At 60.0% G+C, this 22,540-nt stretch carries 19 protein-coding genes and 1 pseudogene; 9 read left to right on the top strand and 11 right to left on the bottom strand.

Translation table 11 applies throughout. The annotated features are described in order from the left end of the window. Positions 1–91 precede the first annotated feature (91 nt). A complete protein-coding gene (locus EN857_RS16440) occupies positions 92–463 on the bottom strand; it encodes a nuclear transport factor 2 family protein (protein ID WP_127308800.1) in 372 nt (123 codons plus the stop codon). Positions 464–582: 119 nt separating this feature from the next. Here EN857_RS16440 and EN857_RS34780 point away from each other — a divergent pair, with 119 nt between their 5' ends. Continuing rightward, positions 583–738 (top strand): hypothetical protein, encoded by a 156-nt coding sequence (locus tag EN857_RS34780; RefSeq protein ID WP_187331265.1) that lies wholly within the window; start codon positions 583–585, stop codon positions 736–738. Positions 739–1,022: 284 nt separating this feature from the next. Then, on the top strand, positions 1,023–2,207 hold the full coding sequence (locus EN857_RS16435; protein WP_127392774.1) for an acyltransferase: 1,185 nt from the start codon (positions 1,023–1,025) through the stop codon (positions 2,205–2,207). On the opposite strand, the pseudogene EN857_RS35760 reads toward EN857_RS16435, so the two are convergent. The 8 genes and pseudogenes from EN857_RS35760 to EN857_RS35755 form a co-directional block, all read right to left on the bottom strand. Further along, positions 2,161–2,340, bottom strand: a pseudogene (locus EN857_RS35760) (SAM-dependent methyltransferase); the annotation flags it as partial. The gene EN857_RS16435 and the pseudogene EN857_RS35760 overlap by 47 nt on opposite strands. A 648-nt stretch (positions 2,341–2,988) precedes the next feature. Further along, on the bottom strand, positions 2,989–3,759 hold the full coding sequence (locus tag EN857_RS16425) for a hypothetical protein (RefSeq protein WP_135858878.1): 771 nt from the start codon (positions 3,757–3,759) through the stop codon (positions 2,989–2,991). Positions 3,760–3,820: 61 nt separating this feature from the next. Continuing rightward, complete coding sequence (locus EN857_RS16420) at positions 3,821–4,426, bottom strand: BRCT domain-containing protein (protein ID WP_127392776.1); 606 nt, start codon at positions 4,424–4,426, stop codon at positions 3,821–3,823. Between the two features lie 10 nt (positions 4,427–4,436). Next, positions 4,437–5,171, bottom strand: a complete 735-nt coding sequence (locus EN857_RS16415; RefSeq protein WP_245493263.1) for a thermonuclease family protein — start codon at positions 5,169–5,171, stop codon at positions 4,437–4,439. Positions 5,172–5,462: 291 nt separating this feature from the next. Beyond that, complete coding sequence (locus EN857_RS16410; RefSeq protein ID WP_127392778.1) at positions 5,463–5,639, bottom strand: YegP family protein; 177 nt, start codon at positions 5,637–5,639, stop codon at positions 5,463–5,465. Between the two features lie 341 nt (positions 5,640–5,980). Beyond that, on the bottom strand, positions 5,981–7,234 hold the full coding sequence (locus EN857_RS16405) for an adenylate/guanylate cyclase domain-containing protein (protein ID WP_128273065.1): 1,254 nt from the start codon (positions 7,232–7,234) through the stop codon (positions 5,981–5,983). Next, positions 7,231–7,620: a response regulator gene (locus tag EN857_RS16400; protein WP_127392970.1), complete on the bottom strand. Its 390-nt coding sequence runs from the start codon at positions 7,618–7,620 to the stop codon at positions 7,231–7,233. The genes EN857_RS16405 and EN857_RS16400 overlap by 4 nt, the downstream gene beginning before the upstream one ends. Next, on the bottom strand, positions 7,617–12,266 hold the full coding sequence (locus EN857_RS35755) for a GAF domain-containing protein (RefSeq protein ID WP_245509055.1): 4,650 nt from the start codon (positions 12,264–12,266) through the stop codon (positions 7,617–7,619). Before EN857_RS35755 ends, EN857_RS16400 begins: the two co-directional genes overlap by 4 nt. Positions 12,267–12,583: 317 nt before the next feature. Here EN857_RS35755 and EN857_RS16380 point away from each other — a divergent pair, with 317 nt between their 5' ends. Both EN857_RS16380 and EN857_RS34775 read left to right on the top strand, forming a co-directional pair. Further along, on the top strand, positions 12,584–13,606 hold the full coding sequence (locus EN857_RS16380; protein WP_127392972.1) for an IS110 family transposase: 1,023 nt from the start codon (positions 12,584–12,586) through the stop codon (positions 13,604–13,606). Between the two features lie 282 nt (positions 13,607–13,888). Further along, positions 13,889–14,044, top strand: a complete 156-nt coding sequence (locus tag EN857_RS34775; protein ID WP_187331241.1) for a hypothetical protein — start codon at positions 13,889–13,891, stop codon at positions 14,042–14,044. Here the strand turns inward: EN857_RS34775 and EN857_RS16375 are convergent. Beyond that, positions 14,041–15,378, bottom strand: coding sequence for an NAD(P)/FAD-dependent oxidoreductase (locus tag EN857_RS16375; RefSeq protein ID WP_128346016.1), 1,338 nt, complete (start codon positions 15,376–15,378; stop codon positions 14,041–14,043). The two genes, EN857_RS34775 and EN857_RS16375, sit on opposite strands and share 4 nt — an antisense overlap. Positions 15,379–15,469: 91 nt before the next feature. Here EN857_RS16375 and EN857_RS16370 point away from each other — a divergent pair, with 91 nt between their 5' ends. From EN857_RS16370 to EN857_RS16355, 3 genes are all read left to right on the top strand, one after another. Then, positions 15,470–16,123 (top strand): TetR/AcrR family transcriptional regulator, encoded by a 654-nt coding sequence (locus EN857_RS16370; protein ID WP_187331239.1) that lies wholly within the window; start codon positions 15,470–15,472, stop codon positions 16,121–16,123. A gap of 532 nt (positions 16,124–16,655) precedes the next feature. Beyond that, entirely contained in the window at positions 16,656–18,398 is a 1,743-nt protein-coding gene (locus EN857_RS16360) for an adenylate/guanylate cyclase domain-containing protein (RefSeq protein WP_135858876.1), read from the top strand. A gap of 672 nt (positions 18,399–19,070) precedes the next feature. Continuing rightward, entirely contained in the window at positions 19,071–19,316 is a 246-nt protein-coding gene (locus EN857_RS16355) for a hypothetical protein (RefSeq protein WP_127391334.1), read from the top strand. A 411-nt stretch (positions 19,317–19,727) separates the two neighbouring features. Here EN857_RS16355 and EN857_RS16345 read toward each other — a convergent pair whose 3' ends face one another. Next, positions 19,728–20,039 carry a hypothetical protein gene (locus tag EN857_RS16345; RefSeq protein WP_127391333.1) on the bottom strand — a complete coding sequence of 104 codons (312 nt, stop codon included), beginning with the start codon at positions 20,037–20,039 and terminating at the stop codon, positions 19,728–19,730. 605 nt (positions 20,040–20,644) lie between these two features. On the opposite strand from EN857_RS16345, the gene EN857_RS16335 reads away from it, so the two are divergent. Beyond that, positions 20,645–20,842, top strand: a complete 198-nt coding sequence (locus EN857_RS16335) for a hypothetical protein (protein ID WP_135858874.1) — start codon at positions 20,645–20,647, stop codon at positions 20,840–20,842. Between the two features lie 48 nt (positions 20,843–20,890). Further along, a complete protein-coding gene (locus tag EN857_RS36330) occupies positions 20,891–21,394 on the top strand; it encodes a hypothetical protein (RefSeq protein WP_348630790.1) in 504 nt (167 codons plus the stop codon). Positions 21,395–22,540: the final 1,146 nt, after the last annotated feature.

Below are 22,540 nucleotides of genomic sequence, written 5' to 3'. Positions count from 1 at the left end.
TGGCGGCCTTTGAAGTTTGGATACGGAGTCCTAGTGGCGAACGATCAGCGGAGCGAATTGTGGACCGCCTAGAGTTGAGGCACGCGCCGTTCTACTCGACCATCTTCCAGTACGAGTCCTTGCGGATCACCTTGCCGTCGCGGAACGTGTAGAAGTCGCAACCGCGGACTTCCTTTCTCGTTCCGTCGCGGGCAGTGCCGGTGAGGAGCCATTTCGAGATGCCGGTATTGTTTGCCGCATCCACGAAATGCTCGCCATTCCCATAGTGAACATCGGGCAAGCCTTCGAAACGTGTGGCCAGCGCGTCTCGGACATTTGCCTTGCCTTCGAGGCGGGAACCCCATGGTTTGTTGCCCCTGGGCATCTCCAGGACGCAGTCGTCGGCAAAGCACGCCATGATGCGATCGAGATCGTGGGCGTTGAAGGCGTCGCATAGCTCCGTCAGCGTCGATCGAATGTCCATTCGCCCGTCTCCTCCAGTCGTATAGCCTATAACGTGCACGTTCGATGATCGAAGTAGGTCACTGGCGGCGATGCCGGTCAAGGCCTCCAAGGCTGCCCGGAAAAAACGCGTGCCCGCTCATGGCCAGCCGCATCATCGCCGCCACGCTGCGTGGTCTCTCCTACATCGCCGCCAATCTGCGCCCCGAGGACCGAGCCGAGATCGATTGCCAGCTCGACCATTGGTCGCCGGCGTTGCTGGCACTCACTGCCCCTGCACGGCTCTGGAACTGGTGATATTGGCGCCGGCATGCCCGGCGGGTGAAGCGGCGATGATACGAGGGCCACTAGGGGAAGATCGGCAGTTCCGGCCTTCCACCTTTCCACCCGGATCGCCTCAAACCTCCACTCATGTTGCACTGCGTAAAATTTGTTGCATTGCGATATCGGCGCACCTGCTCGAAACTCCTCGCGGCGGGGTTTTCTGACAAGGTTTTTGGCGTGTCAGCATCATCCCGGCCACCGGCCTGCCTCGGTGAACGATTTGCATTGCTGAAGCTCCCGCTCTCAAGGAGTTCGGCATGACCCGGTCCCGTGTCGAATGCCTGGACGGGCTTCGGGCGCTTGCCGCGATGTGGGTGCTTGTCGGGCACTGTCTGCTTCTGACCGGCTGGCGTGTTCCGATCCTGGGCGAACCGGATCTCGGCGTTGATCTCTTCATCATGCTGTCCGGTTTCCTGATGGTGTTCCACTACCAGCTTCGCCAGGACAACGAGCCTTGGCAAAGGCCGGAGACCTGGCTGAAATTCTGGACGCGCCGCTATTTCAGGATAGCGCCGCTGTTCTATGTCATGCTTTTCCTGGCGCTGGCGCTCGGGCCCTATCTCTACGAATCCAGGACGGTCATCGACGACTTCCTGCTGAGATCGCATCAGGCGCCCGAGCGTTACCTCGACAGCGGCCTGAAGAACATCGTCGCCCATCTTCTGTTCCTGTTTGGCCTGTTGCCGAATTTCGCCTACCGCACGCCGCTTCCCGACTGGAGCCTGGGGCTGGAGATGCAGTTTTACGCGGTCTTTCCGGCCGTCATGCTGCTTGTCCGCAGGCTCGGCTGGATACGGAGCGCCGTGCTGATCGCGGCGCTCGGCGGCCTCGTCGTGTTTGCGATGGGGCAAATGTCGGTGCATTTTCCGATGCCGTCGTTCCTGGCGCTGAAGATGCAGGTATTCCTGTGCGGGATGCTTTTGGCCGGCGTTCTGCATGCGAGCCGGCCACGGCCCATTCTCTATCTGGCGTTGGCCATGCTGTTGGCGGCGCTGCCCTATGGCGGCGAATATGGGCTGGGAAAGTTGCTGATACGCGAAGTGCTGGTGATGGGCTTCTTTGCTCTTGTTCTCTATCGGATGCTGCCGGGAATGGCGGGCGTCGTGGCAGCAAGGATAGCCACGACGCTCGGCAACCGGTTCTTTCATCTGATGGGAGAGCTTTCCTTCAGCATCTACCTGATCCATCTGTTGGTTCTCCAACCGGTCGCGGCTTTCGTCATCACGCAATATGGCCACGATCTGGTGGCGCCGCTCCGCTTCGCGATCGTCCTTCTCATTGTCGTGCCGACGGTGAGCCTGCTGTCTTGGATCACCTATAACCTGATCGAGATTCCGGGCCAGAAGGCCGGCCGTTTCGTCGTCCAGCGCTTTGGCCGCAAGACGATGCTGGAAACGACGCCGTCGGCCGCTGCACATGCTCCAGCCCCTGGTCGGCGATGACGACTGAGAATTGCTCGTCAGTGCGGTCGCGGCAGATGTTGAAGTCGGGGAAGACCGAGGGATAGTTGCGCGCCTCGAGAAAAGCGGTGAACGCCTCGATCTGGCGGATGCGCAGCCAGCTGCGGCTATCGTAGCGCGAAGGGCGGCATCAAAGTCGGCGACGAGGTCGCGATCACCGCGGCCGTGCGCAAGCGCGTGACTGAGGATCGGGTCGCCGTGTTGATACCTTCCTACCACCAGCCGCATTCGATCGTAGAGTGAAGGTTCCGCTGCCTTGACGGCCGTTTACCTAGACGAAGTCACCTTTGCACTTTCGCCCTTTGTTGCTGGTGATGGTCAGGTTGCCGGCACGTCTGTGTAACCTGTGGCGCTACCTGTGAAGGTCTCCGCACCATCCCCAGATTGACCCGCACAGGCAGCGTCATGGCGCATCCACGAAGCAAGATTATTCTTTTGCACTCTAGGACCCCCTTCGAACTTCGCGGCCGCATACAGCCAAAGTATCAGTCGGGTCTCAAACGGCCATTCAGGCTGTCTATGGGACATACTAGCTTTGCGCCATACTGTGTGGCCAACTCGGGGGCACGGGCACAATTTGCCCAGGTGAACGGCAGCCTTTGCGCCTCCTTTGGGTCATTCAATTGGGTTATGACGCCTGCTGAAAGCGGACTCGTCCGATACGGGCCGCCATGCGCGCTAGGTCCGCGACGATCGCCCATGACGGCTGTTTCGACGGTCAGTCGCCGCACGCCGGCCGCCATGGGTTGGCTCGACGCTCAGGTCAGAAGGACAGACGAGCGATGATCTTCGCTGGCTTCACTGCTCGGATCGAAGGTGTGACGGCTTCTGGTATTTGGAAGGTCCTCAGGTTCTGAGCTTTGGATGTGGAGCCCGGTATCGCTGCCTCTGCGGAAGCAATGTCTTTTGCACTCACCTGCAGCGACTTGCAGGCTCCCTTCTCGTCCCAAAGATTCTTGGCAACCGCGCTTCCCACCGCCGCCGTGATGGCAGTGGGTGCGACATCGTTCGGCGCGACTTGGCGCGTCACGATCAACGCCTTGATTGCCTCACCGAGGATCGCAGCGGAGTCGTTGAAGCCAATCCCGCGAATTTGATCAAACCTCTTCTCCGTGCTCCCGTCAACGATGCAGTGATGCGCAATGAAGATCCAGTCGTGGACCATGTAGGCTGGGGCGTAGCCCCAAGGCGACAGCCCTTTGAAGACCTGCGCGATCTTCGGGATTGAGCCGCCGTCCGTGTACATGAGGCCTGGCTTGATCGTGCTTCCTGGTGCTGCCGGATCTGCCCGATGGAAGATCAAGGGATCATGAGGGTCGGGCACGAACAGGAAACTCCCGTCACCGGAATTGTTGCCCTCACCGACCCACATCACGAACAAGCTGCCGGATAACTCACCGGTGGTAAGCTTCTGGTAGTCTATGGAGGTGCACCCAGCTGCAGTTGCAACTGCGAGCGCGAGCACGCTCGTAATGAAGCGACCTGCAAATCGCCGAGACAGGCGGATCTGATCGCTGAACGCATTGTGCTGCATCGTTCCACCTCGGTCGAATAGAGTGCTGATGGTATTAGACGCTGCCAAACCACGGACGAAGTCAGAGAAAACCGACCCAATGGCTCTCGGCGACAATCGAGATTGGCAACCCCTCGTCGCGCCAGGCGGTCGCTTTGAAAATCTTGTCGCCAAACGATGAGTGCTTCCAAGACTCTGTGGCGTACGCACCGATCACGAGCACGTCGGTCTTTTGCGTCAAACTGCCGGCGCGGCCGCCACGATCCGCTATGGCCTGCTCGCAGTATTTTCGCTGGCCATAATTGAACGTCCCGGTGAAACAGTACGACCGACCTTCAAAGGTCAAATGCGGAGGCGGATTGCAAAGGGGCAGGGTGGTCGGCTTCAACACTTCACCAAGTTCGAAATCTCGGTTCGAGAAGCTGTTCAACGTATCGAGAAGTTCAGTGTGTTCATCGGCGTCGAGCACGCCGTCCGCAAGGATTTTATTGACCCGTCGGTACAAGGTCCGGACGATCGGCTGATCGCTAATCTCGACGTTCGCGGCCAGCCATTTTTGAAAGAACTCGACTTCCGCCTTGTTGATACTTCCGTCTGCAGCGACGCCGCGCGCTAACCCAATCAACTCATCGATCTGCCGCGAAGAAATACGATCGCCGCCGACGCGGTTGTAAAACTTGTCATCCATGAACCCCTCCCTAGCAAAGCGTCTCGCACGCTACCCCGTCACCATCCCTATCCAGCTTGCGGCCCCACGCACAGTTGTGCAGGTACCATTGGGCGTCTTCGCAGGAGCTGATTTGCGAGCAGTACCGCCGGGGCTCGCACGAAAGGCCGCCGCTTTGCGCGACCAGCTTGCGACTGATGATGCCGAACGGCTGGCTCGACGGCGCAGCCCCGTCGCCATGCGATGCGCGCCAGTCCCAAGGCGCGTCGAACTTGCCAACCCATAGACCAAGCCTCGCCGCCTTGGCGTTGGCCTGCTGCGGCGCGTAGGCGCCGTTGCTGTAGTGCGGCCAATCGAGCGCCTGGCCATGTTCTACCATCCAGGCCGCCACGCTCGCGCCGTCGGCGCGCCGGCAGTCGCCGACGAAGCGGTGATAGCGATCCCAAGTCACGAAAGTGCACTGCACCGGCCGCGAGGCGGCCAGGAAACTATCCAGCGCTTCGGCGGATCGCCGACCGCATGGATACTCGAAGCCCTTGGCGTCGTCGCAATATTGCTTGCTCTCTGGCGCGTCGACCCCGTTGAATCGAATGCGCTGGCCGTGGATCTCGATCGTGTCGCCGTCGATGACGGACGCCACGCCGGTCAGGGGGGCAGGCTTTGGCTCGATCCAGTTGGAAGGGGTCAGGTCGGGCAAGCGGTCACTATGCAGAAAGACCGTCTCAATAGCGAGGGCCCCGATTGCGGCAACGGTGACGAAGATCAACCGTCGGGGCACACTTGCCCACCGCAGTGCACGGGAGTGTTTTGCTCCAGTGCGCTTGCGCCAGCGATGAGAACGATTGTCGTAACGAGACCTATCCACACCCCACTCCCCAGCGGAGAGGATGCTCCTAAATGTAGCAGAGGTCTAGTGAAGTCTATTTGCCGAGGATTGCCTTGGGAGCTGAGGCCTCATTTACCCTAGCGCAACAAGTGCTAGTCCCGATCGAAGCTGTTTCGAAGCCAATATGCTCAGCTTCGGAATTGTCGCAGCGTTGTATGGCCTCGAAGGCGATCAGCTATTGTCTTCGACCGGCGCACTGGGGCCATTTTTCTTGATCGGGTCGATGGCGTTCTGAGCGCTGGATTTGCTTGCGTAGCCCTCGGTCGAGAATATCACCTCGCTATTGTACTTGAAGCGAACGCGAAACCCGCCAGCTTTGTCCTTATAGATTTCGAACTTATGTGCCATGGGTGTGCCTTCCGTTGACAGTGAGAAGCTCGCAGGAATCGAGATGGCCTTCAAGATCGTCTTGGCCTCTGCCAACAGGTGTTTTGCGTCTCGTTGGGCTACGGAAGCGGCGTGAATATCCCTGAGGATGCGAGCGAGCTGCGATCGTGGCGAGCCGCTTGATCAGCCACAATGTTTAGTCTGGACAACGCGCCGGACAATGGATCGCGGCGTACGCAGGTCCGATTTCGACGGCAGCTTTGCGCCTCTTGTCGGCCGTTGAGGGGCACCTTTGCCAACTCGTGAAAGCAGACATTGCCGGCAACGAGGCTTGACGGTCGCGGTCGCGACTGACGCAAAGATCAGTCGAGGCTGATCCGCGTTCCCTTGGCGCCGTTGAGCAGCCGCTTGAGATGGAAGCTGGCGAGCTGGTCGTCCGGACATTTGCCGATCTGCGCGGCGAAAGCCGTAAGCGCGTTTGCATCGCCGGCCTCCAATCTGCCGAAGGCTTCAAGATAGCTGGCTGTCGAAGGATCATCATACTGCTTTGACGACAAAGGCTCGAACGCGCGCAGCGCCTCGGCCCTGCCGCGCAGCATCAGATCGCCGACCGGCCGTCCGCGGAAGCCGTCGACCCTCGCAGCGGCGCTCGCGCTGACGCAGATGCGCGTGCCCAGCTGCTTGTTGGCGCTTTCCAGCCGAGCCGCTATATTGATGGTGTCGCCATAGGCCGTGTAGTCGAAGAAGCGGCCTCCGCCGAAATTTCCGACCAGCGCCGGACCTGCATGGACACCGATGCGGGTCGTACCGACCGCGACGCCCTTGTCGCGCCAGCTATCGCGGAACGATTGCGACAGCGCGTCGAGTTCGAGCGCGCAGGCAACCGCGCGCGCCGCATGGTCCTGCTGCTCGCCAGGCGCACCGAACAGCACATGCAGCGCATCGCCGACGATCTTGGCGACGGTGCCTTCATGCGCGAACACGACGTTGGTCATGCTGGCCAAATAGTCGTTGAGGAGCGCGCCTAGCGTGGCAGGGTCGATCGTTTCCACCAGCGTGGTGAAGCTGGTAATGTCGGTGAACAGCGAGGCGACCTCGCGCCACTGCCCGGCTAGCGCCGACCCGTCGGCGTCGCCGGCCAGCCGCTCGGCCAGATTGGGCGAGAAGTAGCGCGACAGCGATGCATGCGCGCGCTCCGCGAGCGCTTGCCGCCTATGCGCCTCGTGCAGCACCTCGCGATGCTTCAAGGTCTTGGCGATCGTGGTCTCCAGGTCGGCAAAGTCGATCGGCTTAGTGATGAAGTCGAAGGCGCCGCGGTTCATCGCAGTGCGGATGTTGGCCATATCACCGTAAGCGGAGACGATGACCGTCGAAAGCTGCTGCCCCTCGGCCTGCTGCAGCTTCTCCAGCAGCGAAAGGCCGTCCATACGGGGCATGTTGATGTCGCACAGCACCATGTCGATGTCGCTGTTGCCGTCGATGACGGACAGGGCGTCCACACCATCGCTGGCAAACAGGAAAATGACCGCGCCGTCGCGGATCTGACGCCGGAACTTCTGGACGATCAAGACTTCAAGGTCGGGCTCGTCGTCGACCACGAGGATGCGCGCCGTCACGCCACCATTCCCAGCCGCGTTTCGATCTGTTGCCTGAGCGCCGCAAAGTCGATCGGCTTGGTCAGCAGCGCTTCGGCGCCGTCCTCCAGCGCCTTGCGCTTGGTTTCGGCGTCGCCATAGGCGGTGATCATGATGACCGGGACGTCGGGCCGCAGCACTTTGATCTTGGGCAGCAGCTCGAGCCCGCTCATGCCGGGCATGTTGATGTCGGACAGCACCAGGATCAGTGTCACCCCTTTGGCGTGGTCGATCTGCTCCAACGCATCGACCGCCGATTGCGCGAACTCCATGGTGAAGCGGCTGGCTCGGATGTCGCGGCGGAACTGCTGGCGAAACAGCGGCTCGACGTCGGGCTCGTCGTCAATGACCAGGATGAGGAGGCTCATACTTCACCTCCCGATTTTGCGAGCGAGGCCGCAGCGCGCGGCAGCACAATCCGGAACTCGGTGAACTCGCCTGGCTGGCTGTCGACGTCGATCGTGCCGGCATGCTGTTTGACGACGATGTCATGGCTGAGCGACAGGCCGAGCCCGGTGCCCTCGCCGGCTGGCTTGGTCGTGAAGAATGGATTGAACATCTTCTCCTTCACCTCCGGCGGAATGCCAGTGCCGTTGTCGCGGATCCTGATTTCGACACGGTCGCCGAGACTCCTGGTGGCGGCGCAGAGCGTCGGCTCATAGCCCGTGCGTTTCGCCGCGGCGCTGCGCTTGGCCGTTGCATAAAAGCCGTTGGAGATGAGGTTGAGAAGCACCCGCGTGATCTCCTGCGGGTAGAGATCGACATCCCCCGCCTGCGGGTCGAAATTCCGCCTCAGCGTGACGTTGAATCCCGGCTTCTCGGCGCGCGCCCCGTGATAGGCAAGGTTCAGGCTCTCCTCCACGACGGCATTGATGTCGATCGGACGATGCTCTCCTGAACCCGCGCGCGAATGCAGGAGCATGTTCCTGACGATGGAATCGGCCCGCTTGCCGTGCTGGCCCACCTTGTCGAGATTGCTCTTGAGCATGGCCGTCAGCTCGGCGACCTCTTCGCGCACGGATGCCTCCAAAGGCGCTCCGGCCAGCACACTGCTCAAATCATCGATGAGCTCGCTCGAGAGCGCTGAGAAGTTGTTGACGAAGTTGAGCGGGTTCTTGATCTCGTGGGCGATACCGGCGGTCAACTGGCCGAGTGAGGCGAGCTTCTCCGTTTGCACGAGGCGGTCCTGCGCGGTCCTCAGATCTTCGAGCGAGCGTGACAATTCGCGGGTACGCGCCTGCACCTCGTCGAACAGCCGTACGTTCTCGATCGCTATGCCGGACTGGTCGGCAAACGTCTCGACAAGCTCGATCTGCCTCGGCGTGAAGTCCCGCACCTGTGACCGCGTCAGCGCGAACACTCCGACCGGCACGCCTTCGCGCAAGATCGGAACGCATAGAATGGTTCGGTAGCCGCCGAGCTTCTGAAGCTGCGTTGCCCCGTAGTCCGGGTCGGCGAGCACGTCCGAAACGTGGACGGCGCGGGCTTCGAGGGCCACCCTTCCGGTGACGCTGTCGCGACCGGGGGCGAAGGGATTGGCTTTGGCGAAAGCCGCGGCTTCAGGCAAATTGCCGAAGTTGGCCGACCATCGGTAGAGATCGCCGTCGCGCTTGAAGATGACGCTCGTGTCCGCGTCGCACAGCTTGGCCGCTGATTCTGCCAGCGTGTCGAGAACCGGCTGCAGGTCGAATGTGGAACGGCTGATCGCCTTCAGAACATCCGCCGTTGCCGTCTGCTGCTGCAGCGACTCGCTTAGCTCCGCAGTCCGCGCCTTGACCTCATCAAACAGGCGGACATTTTCGATGGCGATCACGGCCTGGTCGGCGAAGGTCTTCAGAAGTTCGACTTGCTTAGCGGCAAGAAAGCCCGTCTCAGCACGCCCGACTGCTATGCAACCGATGGGCAGGCCGTCACGCAGCATCGGCACGGCGACAGCACTGCGCAGGCCCGAAAAAGCCGCTGCGGCGCGATGCGTGAATTCACTATCCAGGGTGAGGTCCGGGATCTGCGCCACGTCAAGATATAGAATTGCCCGTTCGGCAGCGCTGCCGCGAGTAGGTGCCACGGGAAAGGTGTTGCGCACGATCTCAACGCTTTCTTCGGTGATGCCGTAGTGCGCGACGAAATGGAGAAGCTCGCCGTCAAATCTGTAGACAAAGCAGAACTGTGCTTCGCACAGACGGGCGGCGCTTTGCGCGATCATATTAAACACTGGCTGCCCATCGGTGGGCGAGCGGCTGATAACGCTGAGCACATCGCTGGTCGCCGTCTGGTACTCCAGCGCCTCTGTGGCCTCCCGTGTCCGCTGCTGCACCTCCTCGAAAAGGCGGACGTTCTCGATCGCAATTACGGCCTGGTCGGCAAAGGTCTGGACAAGTTCGATCTGGCTATCGGTGAAGGCCCCGGGTTCAGGTCGCGTCATTGCGAAGACGCCAATTACCGATCCTTCGCGCATTAGCGGTACACAGAGCACAGCCGAATAACCTCCGAGTCGCGGAGCTTCGGGAAGGCCATGTTCGGTGTCCTTGGTAACATCCGGAATATGGACGACTGCCTTGTCGAGTGCTGTTCGGCCGACCCAGGATTGTCGGGTGATCGGACTCGGATTCGCCTCTTCATACGCGCGATACTCCGGGGTTTGCTCGTAGCCTGCCGCAAGGCGGAAGACGTCGCCGTCCCGCATAAAGATGCCAGACAATTTCGCACCGCAGAGCCTCACTGCAGAATCGATAAGTGTCTGCAGGACGCTCTGCAGGTTGAATGCGGAGCGGCTTATGACCTTGAGTACATCCGCGGTCGCGGTCTGCTGCTGCAATGCTTCGCCAAGCTCGGCGGTGCGCGCCTGTACCTCTTCGAAGAGCCGCACATTGCCGATTGCGATGACGGCCTGGTTGGCGAAAGTTTTGAGGAGGCCGATTTGGTTGTCGCTAAAGGGCCGCGCCTCGATGCGCCGGATCATAAGCGCTCCGATTGCTTTTCCTTCCTGCAACAGCGGAGTGGCGAGAATCGCGCGGAAACCAAGACGTTGAGCCATCATTCGGGCAGTTGCAAACTCCTCTCCAGCGATGGTCAGGTCGGGAACGTGGACCGGAACCCGATCCAATACGGCGCGGCCGGTAACCACGTCGCGCGCGACCGGCAAGCCAGCACCGTCAATCGGAATTGGTCCGTGATGCGCTCCCACTGCCAGCCTGTCGGAGCGCAGCAGATAGATCGTTGCGTCATAGGCGTCGCAGAGCCGAGCGGCACTTTCAGCGACGGCGTCCAGCACAGGCTGAATGTCCGTAGGGGACCCGGCGATCACTTGCAAAATCGCGCCGGTGGCCATCTGCTGTTCCAGCGACTCGGCTAGGTCGCGGTTGCGGGACTCCACCTCTTCGAACAGCCGCACGTTCTCGATCGCGATGACCGCCTGATCCGAAAATGTCTGCACCAGTTCGATTTCGCGCGTACTGAACGGCGAGACCGACGAGCGGGCGAGGACGAAGACGCCGGTCACGGCGCCGTCACGCATCAGCGGAACGCCCAGCAGGGTGCGGAAGCCGCCGAGCCGTTGGCCTTCGATATTGGTATACTCCGGATCGTCGAGAACGTCGGCAATCTGCTCTACGGACCCGCTCTGGGCAACACGGGCGGCGATGCTGCCCCGGCCCGGCGTGACCGGGAGGTTGTTCATGTGGTCTTGGAATTCTTGGCTCCATCCGATCTGTACCGTCGGCTGCAACACGTCGCCCTGGCGCAGATAGATGTAGCCCATCCCGGAATGACAGAGGTCGGACGCGGACTTCACAAGCGTGTGCAGCACGGAATCGAGATCGAACACCGAACTGCTGATCGTCTTCAACACTTCGGCCGTCGCCGTCTGCTGATCCAGCGCCTCGGCCAGTTCACGATTGTGCCCCTCGACTTTCTCGATCAGACGAGCATTCTCGATGGCGATCACCGCCTGGTCGGCGAAGCTCTCGACCAGTTCGACTTGACGTGGTGAAAATAGCCCGATCGTCCGACGCCCCATGCCGAATACGCCGATGGTCTCCTGACCCCGCTTCAGCGGAACAGCAAGTACTCCGCGGAAACTCCCCATGATTGCCGCTTCGGGTCTTTCGTATTCTGGGTCTTCGAGCGCGTCCGCCACGTGGATCGTCAATCCCTCCAGCGCGGCGCGGCCCTGGAACGTCCCTCGTCCCACGACATGTGGGTTAGCTCGTTCGTAGGCATGCAGCTCGGCAGCCTGTCCGCCGCCTGCCATGAACCGCAGCGTATCGCCAACGCGCAATGTGATTGCGCCCATGTCCGCCCCAGCCAGGCGTATTGCCGAGTCGACCAGCGTCTGCAGTACCGGTTGAAGATCGAAGGCCGACCGGCTGATTGCCTTAAGCACATCGGCGGTCGCGGTCTGCTGCTCCAGCGCCTCGCCGAGATCGCGCGTGCGCGCCTGCACCTCCTCGAAGAGGCGGACATTTTCGATGGCGATGACGGCCTGATCGGCGAAAGTTTTGAGTAGCTCGACTTGTTTTTCGCTGAACGGTCTGACCTCCGTTCGGCGAATGACGAGCGCTCCAATGGCCTCGTCCTCACGCAGCAAAGGGGTGGCGAGAATTGTCCGGTGACCAAGCCGCAGCGCCATCGATCGGCCTGCAGGGAATTCGCCCTCCAGCGCGAGCAGATCATGCACGTGGATCGGCCTCCGATCGATCACCGCGCGGCCGGTGACCCACTCCCGCGTGATCGGAAAAGTGGCGAAGTCGATGGGGATCGGCCCGTGGTGTGCGCCAATGGCCAGCGATTCCCCTTGCCGCAGAAAGATCGCCGCGTCATAGGCGTCGCAGAGTTGTGCGGCGTTTTCCGCGACCGCATTCAGGACCGGTTGGATGTCGGTCGGCGATGCAGCGATCACCCTGAGGATCGCACTCGTCGCAGACTGCTGTTCAAGGAGATTGGCGACCTCCGCAGTGCGCACCTGATTTTCTTCGCGCGCCGCTGTCAACTCGGTTCGGAGCGAGCTGATAGCCATCTCAGAGTCGGAGTCGCACCCTCCCACTGAGTGCTCCTGTCTTTCTCTGCTCAGTGTCGGCTTTGGCCAGCCTAGCGTCAAGTTTGGTGACCTGCAACGTCCCTTTGTGACGCAGCGCGGCCGCTTTGGTGATGCACCTGAGCGTTGGAATTTCGGAGCTATTGCTGACAGGGAATACGTCCGAGATGGGATCGTAGGTCGAGTGCCCGCTTCTTCGCACCTTGACCTAAAACCAGTCGGTCAGCTTCTGATGCGGTGGACGGCTCTCCTCCCGCCCTGCGGTATGATCGTGGGGCCAGAGCTGGAGGAGATCTATGATGGGCAACGTTACGACGATTGGTCTGGATATTGCGAAGTCAGTGTTTCAAGTCCACGGGGTGGATGCGGCGAGTGAGGTTGTCTTTCGCAGGAAGCTGACGCGTGGGCGCGTGCTGGCATTCTTCGAGAGCCTGCCACGTTGCCTGGTCGGAATCGAAGCCTGCAGCTCGTCGCACTATTGGGCGAGAGAACTGAATGCACGTGGCCATGATGTGCGGCTGCTGCCGGCACAGTATGTGAAGCCTTATCTGAAGCGGCAGAAGAATGATGCTGCAGACGCAGAGGCGATCTGCGAGGCGGTGACACGGCCGACTATGCGCTTCGTGCCGATGAAATCACCCGAGCAGCAAAGTGTGATGATGCTTCACCGGGTCCGGTTGATGCTCAACCGCCAGCGGACACAGATATCGAACGCGTTGCGAGCGCACCTATCCGAGTTCGGGATCGTGGCGCCGATCGGGCGGAATGGGATCGAACAATTGCTCGTGGTCGTCAACGACGAGAACGACGCCAGGATACCTGCTGACGCGCGGCTATGCCTGCGCATGCTCGAGGCGCAGCTCAGGGTCGTGAAGGCGCAGATCCTGGAGAATGATCGAAGGGTGCGGGCGAGTGCGCGAGAGACCGAGCTTGGTCGCAGGTTGATGGAGATTCCCGGCGTAGGCCCGCTACTGGCGAGTGCGTTCGTTGCGACCGTCGCCGATGTTCACGCATTCAAGTCGGGGCGCTGCCTATCGGCCTGGATCGGACTCGTGCCGAAGCAGAACTCTAGCGGGGGAAAAGAGAAGCTTGGCAGCATCTCAAAGGCTGGCAATCGCTACCTGCGTCAATTACTCGTTGTCGGCGCAATGGCGGTCATCCGCTATGCCGAACGGAACGGGACGAGGAGGCCATGGCTTGTGCAGTTGATGGCGCGGCGAACAGCCAAGGTTGCGGCGGTTGCGTTGGCCAATAAGACCGCCCGGATGGTTTGGGCATTGATGACGAACGGCGAGCGCTACAGAGAGCCGGTCATCGCATAAACTGAGACAAGGCGAGCAGTCGCCGACGAAGTTGGAAAGGGCGGACAGGAGCTAATGCACAAAGCCGGTTGAAACCGCCGGATCAGGAAAACCCACTGGGGCCGTGCACTTCTAGTGCGAGCTTTCGATCGGGACCTGAGCCGCGCGAATGGCATTATGGCCAGCGGCACATGAAAGGCCGCACCTAAAGGTCGGATACATGGCCGCACCAACCAGCAAAGGCAAAAGCTCAGATATCCCCTTGCCAACGGAGAGCCGTCCATACACGGCCCCAAAGACGACATGACAGCTTTGCGCCTCATCTCGGTCGTCGCGCGGATCCTGCCCGCACCCCAGAAGCGACCAGCCGACGTGATCGGCAACGCTGTCCGCGTCATGCGCATTGCCACTGGCGAACTCAACCGCCAACTATCTCGCAGGCTGGCGCTCACCATCTAAATCGGCGCCAAGCTCTCAATGTGATCGGCGATGTAAGCCGCGTCACGCCCGACGAAGGATAGGACGGCCGACCGGAACGTGTGCATCCAGTGAAGTCCAAGAAAATAAACTCCCGGGCAAGGGGTGACGCCGCGCTGTTGGACTGGAGTGCCGTTAGCATCTATGATCTTTAGATTCACCCAGTCGTAGTTATAGGCGTATCCGCTTGCCCAGACGATCGTGCGAACGTTTTCCCCGCTCAATTTCAAGGCGGGCACGCTCTCGATCTGGAAAGGCAGCGGTGGCACCGAGCGATCCTGTTGGTCCACTTCCGACTGCATCGAAGTCGTAGCGGCCAGATGGTCTGCCGCCTCCAGGAAACCTGCATAACTTCTGTCGGCGGCCGCGAGCGCGTCCACAGCGTCATCAGCAAGTACTGCTGTACCATCGGCAATCCCAACTAATCGCCCCAGTAGAGTTGCGCCCTCAACGCCCAGCCGACGCGGATCAAGATCATACCCCCCGTCCATGCCGGTCAAAATTACCGACGGCGGGTACCTCCTATTGGGGAAGGAGTCGATCGTCACGTCGAAGCGGCCCAAATTTTCGTACCACCAGATAAGGTCTTGACCACGATAACGCCGAGGCACTCTGCTGTGTCGGCTGACAGCAAGAAATACTCGTCGGCCGCTGCGCAACAGTTCATCTGCAATCTGGCAGCCCGAGTTGCCACTGCCTACGACAAGGACAGCCCCCGGCGGCAGCTGTTGAGGGTTTCGGTAGCAGGTCGCATCGATCTGACAGATCGAGGCCGGTACTGCGTGGCTGTAGCCTGGAACGATCGGACGTTGAAACGGACCGGTCGCAATAACAACATGGCGCGCCCTGATCGGGCCGTTTGCGGTTTCGAGATGATAGGCTGCGCCGCGGTCATCGCGGGAGAGGCCAGTTACTTCAACGCCGGTGCGCACTGGCGCTTCTATCTCAGCGGCGTAGTCTACGAGAAAGCGCAAGACCTCTGAATGATGAACAAACCCGTCCGGCTCGGTCCCTGCATATGGCTTCCCTGGCAAGTCGAGCCAGCGGTTTGGTAGCTGGAACCGTAACGAGTCCCAACGTTCAGACCGCCATCGCTCGGCCACTGTAAACCGTTCGAGAACGATGTGCTGTCGACCGCGCTGACGCAAATGATAGCTCATGGCCAGTCCCGCCTGGCCACCGCCTATGATGACTGTGTCATGTTCCTCGTACAAGCTTTCGAGGCTGACTCGTGCGCCACCCAAGGCTGGTCGGTCTCGAGACTTTCGGTCAAATATGGGTCGTATGTTCACGCCTGGCGGGCCGTCAATATCCATCGCGCCGGTGTCCCTTTTACCGCCGACATCTTGGTTGGTCACTGACGGGCGGATGTGGTACCGTTACTTGATAGTAAACTGGTCTACTACAATGATTGAAAAGAATCTCGCTACACGTGAACGCTTGGTTTCCGAGGGATTGAAAGCGCTGATCCTGAACGGTTTTGACGGCGTCGGTCTGAATGCCATCCTCCAATCGGCACGTGTCCCAAAAGGCTCGTTCTACTATTTCTTCAAGAGCAAGGAGGAGTTTGCCGGTGCCGTGCTGGACGCTTACGAGCGCCACTATCTCGACTGGCGCGATGAAATGTTCAAGGACAGTTCCTGCAGCCCACTTAAGCGGCTCCGAAACTATTTCGACGCCGTAGAGGCCCAGCATCTGGCTGAGGTGCCGCTTGGCGGCTGCCTCTTTGGCGTTCTCAGCCAGGTCGCAGCTGCACGCAGCCCGGAATTCAGGGCGAGACTGGCCAGCGTGTTCTCCCGATGGGAGGAACAACTGTGTGGATTGCTGGAAGAGGCGAAGGCCATCGGAGAGGTCGGACCAAGCGTCGACGTCAAAGATGCGGCTGCCTTCCTAATCGATTGTTACGAGGGAATGCTGGTGCGCATGAAAGTCGATGGCGATCGAGGTTCTTTTGATAGATTCCGCCGCCTAGCCCTCGACCCTCTGGCATCAGGCAGACAACATGCGAAAAACTATCGCTGCATCGGAGGCGATCAGGAAAGCCAACAGACGCCTGAGTGAATCGCAAGCTGGTCCTCTGCGCGCCTGCCTACTTCAGGACCACTATTACCCACTTCGCACGTTCGGGCGGCCGAGTAGCTCACTGTGGAAGCCTGAAAGATGCCGTAACTTCGCCCCAACGAAGCTGGAAGGGCTTCCGCACCAGCGTTACCGTCGGCTTTCAGGTGCTCTTGATCTCTACGCGCTTAGCCAAGAGCTGGCTAAGTTCTTCGACCAGAGCGGGACACTGGTGCATCACTCGCGAGGCGATCCTTCGAGATCTCGTAAACGACGACGAAGGCGACGAGGCGCATTGTGGCCGGCCCCAGCGCCCATGAGAACGCCACGCTCGCTGGACAGATCGCCAGCGCCAGCCGGGTCACCTCATCTCTTCCTCCATCGTGGTCGTCCAGCTCGACCGATACGGTCCCGCCGCGGACGATCCATCAGGACGGGAGTTGGCCAAGGCGAAGGGTCTGCAGGTCGAGCCGATCTAAATGAAGCAGCCCTACCCCTGAGTCTGTGCTATGTCGGATAGCGAAGGAGGGGCAACGTGAGTGAGAGGCGCAAGCTTGCGGCGATCCTGGCCGCCGATGTCGTCGGATACAGCCGGCTGGCTGGGTCGGACGAAGATCGGACGCTCGCTCGACTCCGGGCGCTGCGCAGCGACCTCATCGATCCTACCATCGCGGTGCACACCGGACGCGTGGTGAAACGCACTGGAGACGGAACCCTCGTCGAGTTCCGCAGCGTGGTCGACGCTGTGCGCTGCGCCATTGAAGTGCAGAACGCCATGCTCGTACGCAACGCCGGGGTGCCTCCTGATCGACGTATCGAGTTCCGCATCGGGATCCATATCGGCGACATAGTCGAGGAGAGCGATGGCGACCTCATGGGCGACGGAATAAACATCGCCGCCCGCCTAGAAGGCTTGGCGAAGCCGAACGGAATCTGCTTGTCGGGTTCGGCCTACGAGCAGGTGCGTGAAAAGTTCAAGGAACAGTTTGTCGATCTGGGCGAGCAAACCTTGAAAAACATCGCCAGGCCAGTGCGCGCCTATCAAATGCTGTCCGGTGCCGCTTTCACGGAACCGGAGGTCGCACGAGGGCGACTAGTCCAGCAAGACAAGCCTTCGATCGCCGTGCTCCCGTTCCAGAACATGAGTGGCGATGTCGAGCAGCAATACCTCTGCGACGGGCTTACAGAGGACCTGATCACGGAGCTTTCACGCTTCCGGCAGATGCAGGTTGCGTCGCGCAATTCGTCCTCCCGGTTCCGCGGAGCCGACGTTGACATGATTCGAGCGGGACGCGAACTCTGCGTGCAGTACCTCGTCGAGGGCAGTGTCCGCCGTATGGGAACGCGCATCCGGATAACGGCCCAATTGATCGATGCAACGACGGGCAATCATGTCTGGGCAGAACGTTATGACAGTGCGCAAGACGAGATATTCGATATCCAGGATCGCGTCGTTCGCACTACCGTGGGAACACTTGTAGGACGAATGACGGCCGCGCGCACCGACTTGGTCCTGCGCAAGCCGCCAGCCAGCCTGGCGGCCTACCAATGTGTCCTGCGCGGCGATGCCTTGCCAATGGGTACGCCGGAGATTGAGGCAGAGGCTCGGCATTACTTCGAAAGGGCCATCGAACTCGACCCCAGCTACGCTCGTGCCTACGCATTATTGTCGTCAGCTATCGAGCGAGAGTGGTTTCTCGATATGAGTGGTTCGACCCGCTTGCTCGACGAGGCGTTCGAGATGGCGCGGAAGGCCGTCGCGCTTGATGAAAACGACCATCTGTGCCAACTTGTAATGGCTTGGACACAGGTCGATCGCGGCGCCTACGAAGTGGGTGAACAGCATTTCGCCAAGGCCATTTCGCTAAATCCAAACCATCCGGTCAATCACACCGACTTGGCGATGTTCTATAACTATCGCGGTGAAACCGAGAAAGCTATTGAGGGGATGCTGGAGGCGAAGCGCCTCGACCCATTCTTCAACCCTTCTTGGTATTGGGGCGAACTCGCCGCCGTTTACTTCAACGCGCGCCGCTATGACGACGCCATTGCCAACATGCGCCGATCAAGTTCTTTGTCGTTCTCGAAACAGGTTTGGTTCGCCGCAAGCTACGCAATGGCTGGCAAGCCCGATCTCGCGGGAGATTGTGTTGCTGGTTTGCTGCGCCGGGTCCCGGATTTCTCTACTGCCCGATACGTGGCCAAGGAGCCGCTGTTTCGCATCGAAGACCGCCAGCATCTAGCTGAAGGCATGCGCAAAGCGGGCTTGCCGGAATGACCGCTATAGGACCGAAATTCCTACCCATCCGCGCCGGTCCCGGCATGGAACCCACGCATTAACGGCATGCCTGCTTCGCGTATTCTTAAGAAGACCGTCTATGAAGACTGGTGCTATAGTGATCGCAATCCCATCAAAAGCCCGCCGCTTTGGCGACGGGCTTTCTGGTTGCTGGGCGCTGGCGTCATGCGGCAACGCCGCTGAAGTCAGTTAGTTGCATTAGCGGCCTGCGATCAGCTGACAGAGCTGCCGCAAGTCGCGGTCGTAAGCGTCTTGACTGCTGAGCAGGTCCGCGCAGCGTTTTTCATCCGGACCAATTGCGCGCCGGACATATCATCGACGACGTTGAGCACTCTCGGGTTGGTCGCGATAGGGGAATTGGTGGCATCGGACAGGCTGCTCGGACGGATTCCAACCCCGACACCTGCCGAGACGCTACTTCCCACCCTGATATCGCCTCCAGCACCAATCGTGTTCGTGTCGCCGACTGTAGCGCCAAGTCCGGCTGTGACGCCGCTTGCGCCACCAAGCGTCGCCCCGGGGATTTGACTCGTAGCGCTCCGGCAACCCTCAATGCTGGGGTATGGCCCGGTTCGCAGCCAACTGTGACGGAACCAAATGCAGCCCGAAGATGTTTAGCCGGAGGAAGTTCAACCGCGCGGAGGTTGTCCCGTGATCACGAACCCGACTGACCTAATCGATTTTGGAAGATCGCTGTTCTACGGCCGGCATACCGCAAAGATCGCCAAACCGCCTGTTTCGAGAGCCTTTCAAGGAGGCGTCTTCGCCGCTCGCACGGGGATGGAAAGGGACGACAACCCCTATCCGTGGGGGACGGTTGCCCACATCGATTGGATCGACGGTTATGAGTCCTCGGTCCAAGTAGGTCAGGCGATGGATCTCGACTGGGCAGGCTGACGCCACCGCCATCAGGTTGACAGGCAGCAGCCGTTTTGGTGGAGGCGTGGGCAATTATCAACCCGAAGAGGTAGTGTCGATAAGCACGATGGTTTGCGAGGCTAGGTTCCTGAAGGTCGACTAGAGTTGCCGGCCGGCACTAGCGGATCCGCTGGACGCGGCCTCTATCGAGTCGAAATACCCCGTTCTGGCCGCCCTGCTTCTCAAAGTCGGTTTGTAGCTCATCCCAGGTGCCAAGGTACTTTCCGCAATCATCGCAAAAAATGGGCGTATCCGGACGAGAGTCATCGGGTATTCTCAGCCTGATGGTGAGGCAGTATGGGCATTCCAACCGATGATCGAGATATTTCGGGGCCATCGACAAGTTCACAATCTGCTCTGATTTGCGCTCGATCCCGCGCTGGCCAAGCGCTAGTTCTCGCTCGCCAAAAGAAGTGGTGGTTGGCCGTGGAAGGAGGTCGCAAATCGCCCGGCCAGCCTAGTTTCCGCTTCGTGCGCAGCAAGAATGCCGCTCGTACCATCGAATTCCATCGGGATGTGAAACATTTGAGCGGTGTCCAGGACTATCTCCTCAATGTCCTCAAGGGCGATATTCTCCGAGAGATGGCGACGCCTGACTTGTTCCGCCACGACCGGAACGTTGACAATGCGAAGCCTCTGGAACGCCTCAGTGACACTCGCCGTAACGTCGTCCAGTAGGGTCTGTGAATAATGGTAGCGCATGGTGACCTCTTGTCCTCCGGACCGGGTTACCCTCACCTTCACCATGCGCGCTCGCGAAGGGGAGCACAAGTCACAAAGCATTAAATAAGCTAATATTTTCAAGAAGTTAGTACTTACGGTAGACGCAGCCCTTAATGCATTCACCTCATCAGGCGTACAGACCCAAGACGATGGTCATGCAACCTTTGGAGGGTTATGCTCATTATACGCTAACTACTCATTCGACGCTTTATGGGTGAGGTCGCAAAATGCCACAAATCGAGAGACCTGTACGTCTTCAAATAATGTTGTCGCAAAGGGAAATTGATGCGCTGGAGGACTGGCGCTTTGAAAGACGAATGCCAAGCCGAGCGTCAGCGGTGCGTGAGCTGTTGAGGCGGGGCCTGGCTGCTGAGGGCTTTCTCTTGGCGGATGGAAATATCAAATCTCAGGATTTTGGCATTGTCGGTAGCGGAAACGGACAGGGGGATGCCAATTAGGACGCTTCATCGACAAGGTGACCTTTGACGCCGAAACGGGCTCATGACCATGCGTGCCTCGATGCAGGATTTCGGGAAGAATTAGCGTAGTGCGCAGAGTTGGACCTATATGCTAAAATCTCGCCGATGGACCAACGAACCATTGATAGAGCGCTCGTCCTGCTCAGGCAGTATCGCGACACGCTCGTAATGAGCTACGCGCCAATAGGGCCTGACGGCGTTCCTGAGATACGCACGCCAGCACAGGCCGCTGATCCGCTCGAAATAGCCGCGCTGGAAGATATCGCCTCGCTCGATGCGGTCATCAAAGAGATGTCGACCTAACGTCTCCGACGGAAGGAACCTAATGCCCCGCCGGCGCTTGTCGCCGAGATGAGCACGCGCGGCATCAACTTTCTCCACAAATGGATTTCCAACAACATCCCGGAGACGGTCGGCGCCGACGTCATCTCCGTGGCTGAATTGGCCCAACAGCTTTTTGCTGACGCCAAGGCACTCGGGATCGACAGCACGGAGATCGAGGAAGAAATTGGGAGCGTCTATGAGGTGATCTTTGACGCCACCGTTCATCGGGAGGCCGGCGTGTCGGATTGGTTGGAGCCGCACTATATCGGGTGCATGGGCAAGGGCTGGACGTTCCAAAGCTTGATCGACGCCAAGATGGCCGTGACGGCGTTCTGTCATTGGTCTCCCTGCAACCATAGCCAAAAGCTCGACCTTGCCCAGCTCCGGGACCGCTACGGCCCTGACGCGCCGGCAAAGGCCGATGACCTCATTCCAAAGTTGAAATGCAACAGGTGCGGCGGCACGGATGTCGGCCTGGCCTACACGCCCGACACCAGCCCCAACGCCTACGGCAGGGCCAAGGGCAGCTAATCGACCATGTCGCGCAGCGGCTTTTTGCGTGTCGGCGTGAAGATCGGAAACTGCAGTTCACCTGCAATGCCCGGACGCCGGAGAAGCGGCGCAAGAGGTAGCTTGAAATCAGAAAACCGCTCACAAAATAACAGGCAGGGTCTTAGCCAATTGAGGGTTGCGTAATGCCTCTGTCGTGCCTCGACGGGATACTTGTGCCAAGCGATCTGGAGTTGCTCCAGCGGGTGTTCGATCGGCTTTGCGATGAGCGCCGTCTAGCCCAAAAAGACAAGGAGCAGAGGGAAGACCTCGCTGCTGAAATCGTCAGCGCTTTCCGGAACGGGATTGCCGACGAAACGGAGCTATTGCGGGCGATTTCGAAGCGCCTCATGGCTTAGCTGCTAGTGCGGGCCGAAAGGACCAGGCGGGCGCCAGGAGGCCCGGGGCTCTGCGCTGACAGCGGAAACGGGAAATGCGCGTCCTAGGCTTCTCTGTGAAGAGATGGCCGACGCCTATTGGGCGGGGGGCTTGGGGTAACAGGCGCCGGCCAAGGCGGATCAGGTCCGCCGCCACATTGAGGTAGGGTAAGGCTGTCCGCGGGAGTATGGCGTGATCGCGGAAGTTAGGGCTTGCTGACACTCGGCGGGCAACTAAGCGATAAAGACCGGACGCGCCCTTCCGGACAGGCTGACTGAGCAACATCTGCTTTGGCAGTAAGGCGTTCCCCCGCAATAAGAGGTGCTTGACCAGTTCAGCGGATGAGAACATCGTGCCGGGCGGAGCTTCAGAAGTCCCGCCGATTGGCCTTTGCCTGCGGGCCGTAGGCATCCAGAGCGATGGCAGGACGATCCTTGCCGGGATCATATTAGATTTTGCTCGGCCATGTGCAGGTTGATCCTCGCCCTTACCTTCGTGGTCACCTGTGGGCCTGTTTCCGCAGCAGAGCATTGGTTTGCTATCCGCGTACGCAATCGGCCGGCTGGATCATCACGGCGCCGGGCGTGTAGAGGCCGCCGAGATAGTAGGACGACCCGGTGATGTCCCGCATCTCGTCCGCGCGGAGGCGGTGCGCCGGCGCGGGGAGGGCGGTTGCGGGACGACGCTGTGCGGCCGCGGTGGCCTATGCCGGTGAAGGGCTGCACATTGACCAGGCCGCCCCGGCGTGTC

This window comes from Mesorhizobium sp. M4B.F.Ca.ET.214.01.1.1, from assembly GCF_004791545.1.
GTDB classification, from domain to species: domain Bacteria; phylum Pseudomonadota; class Alphaproteobacteria; order Rhizobiales; family Rhizobiaceae; genus Mesorhizobium; species Mesorhizobium abyssinicae.
Note: the sequence above shows the minus strand (reverse complement) of the source record. Positions and strands in the feature narration are given on the sequence as shown.

Bases quoted from the DNA above. Each gene is read 5' to 3' on its own strand.
- EN857_RS16400 (WP_127392970.1), bottom strand. From the start codon at position 7,620: ATGAGCCTCCTCATCCTGGTCATTGACGACGAGCCCGACGTCGAGCCG.
- EN857_RS36330 (WP_348630790.1), top strand. From the start codon at position 20,891: ATGAGCACGCGCGGCATCAACTTTCTCCACAAATGGATTTCCAACAAC.
- EN857_RS35755 (WP_245509055.1), bottom strand. From the start codon at position 12,266: ATGGCTATCAGCTCGCTCCGAACCGAGTTGACAGCGGCGCGCGAAGAA.
- EN857_RS16440 (WP_127308800.1), bottom strand. From the start codon at position 463: ATGGACATTCGATCGACGCTGACGGAGCTATGCGACGCCTTCAACGCC.
- EN857_RS16375 (WP_128346016.1), bottom strand. From the start codon at position 15,378: ATGGATATTGACGGCCCGCCAGGCGTGAACATACGACCCATATTTGAC.
- EN857_RS16420 (WP_127392776.1), bottom strand. From the start codon at position 4,426: ATGGATGACAAGTTTTACAACCGCGTCGGCGGCGATCGTATTTCTTCG.
- EN857_RS34775 (WP_187331241.1), top strand. From the start codon at position 13,889: ATGACAGCTTTGCGCCTCATCTCGGTCGTCGCGCGGATCCTGCCCGCA.
- EN857_RS16425 (WP_135858878.1), bottom strand. From the start codon at position 3,759: ATGCAGCACAATGCGTTCAGCGATCAGATCCGCCTGTCTCGGCGATTT.
- EN857_RS16410 (WP_127392778.1), bottom strand. From the start codon at position 5,639: ATGGCACATAAGTTCGAAATCTATAAGGACAAAGCTGGCGGGTTTCGC.
- EN857_RS16370 (WP_187331239.1), top strand. From the start codon at position 15,470: ATGATTGAAAAGAATCTCGCTACACGTGAACGCTTGGTTTCCGAGGGA.
- EN857_RS34780 (WP_187331265.1), top strand. From the start codon at position 583: ATGGCCAGCCGCATCATCGCCGCCACGCTGCGTGGTCTCTCCTACATC.
- EN857_RS16380 (WP_127392972.1), top strand. From the start codon at position 12,584: ATGGGCAACGTTACGACGATTGGTCTGGATATTGCGAAGTCAGTGTTT.
- EN857_RS16435 (WP_127392774.1), top strand. From the start codon at position 1,023: ATGACCCGGTCCCGTGTCGAATGCCTGGACGGGCTTCGGGCGCTTGCC.
- EN857_RS16335 (WP_135858874.1), top strand. From the start codon at position 20,645: ATGGACCAACGAACCATTGATAGAGCGCTCGTCCTGCTCAGGCAGTAT.
- EN857_RS16345 (WP_127391333.1), bottom strand. From the start codon at position 20,039: ATGCGCTACCATTATTCACAGACCCTACTGGACGACGTTACGGCGAGT.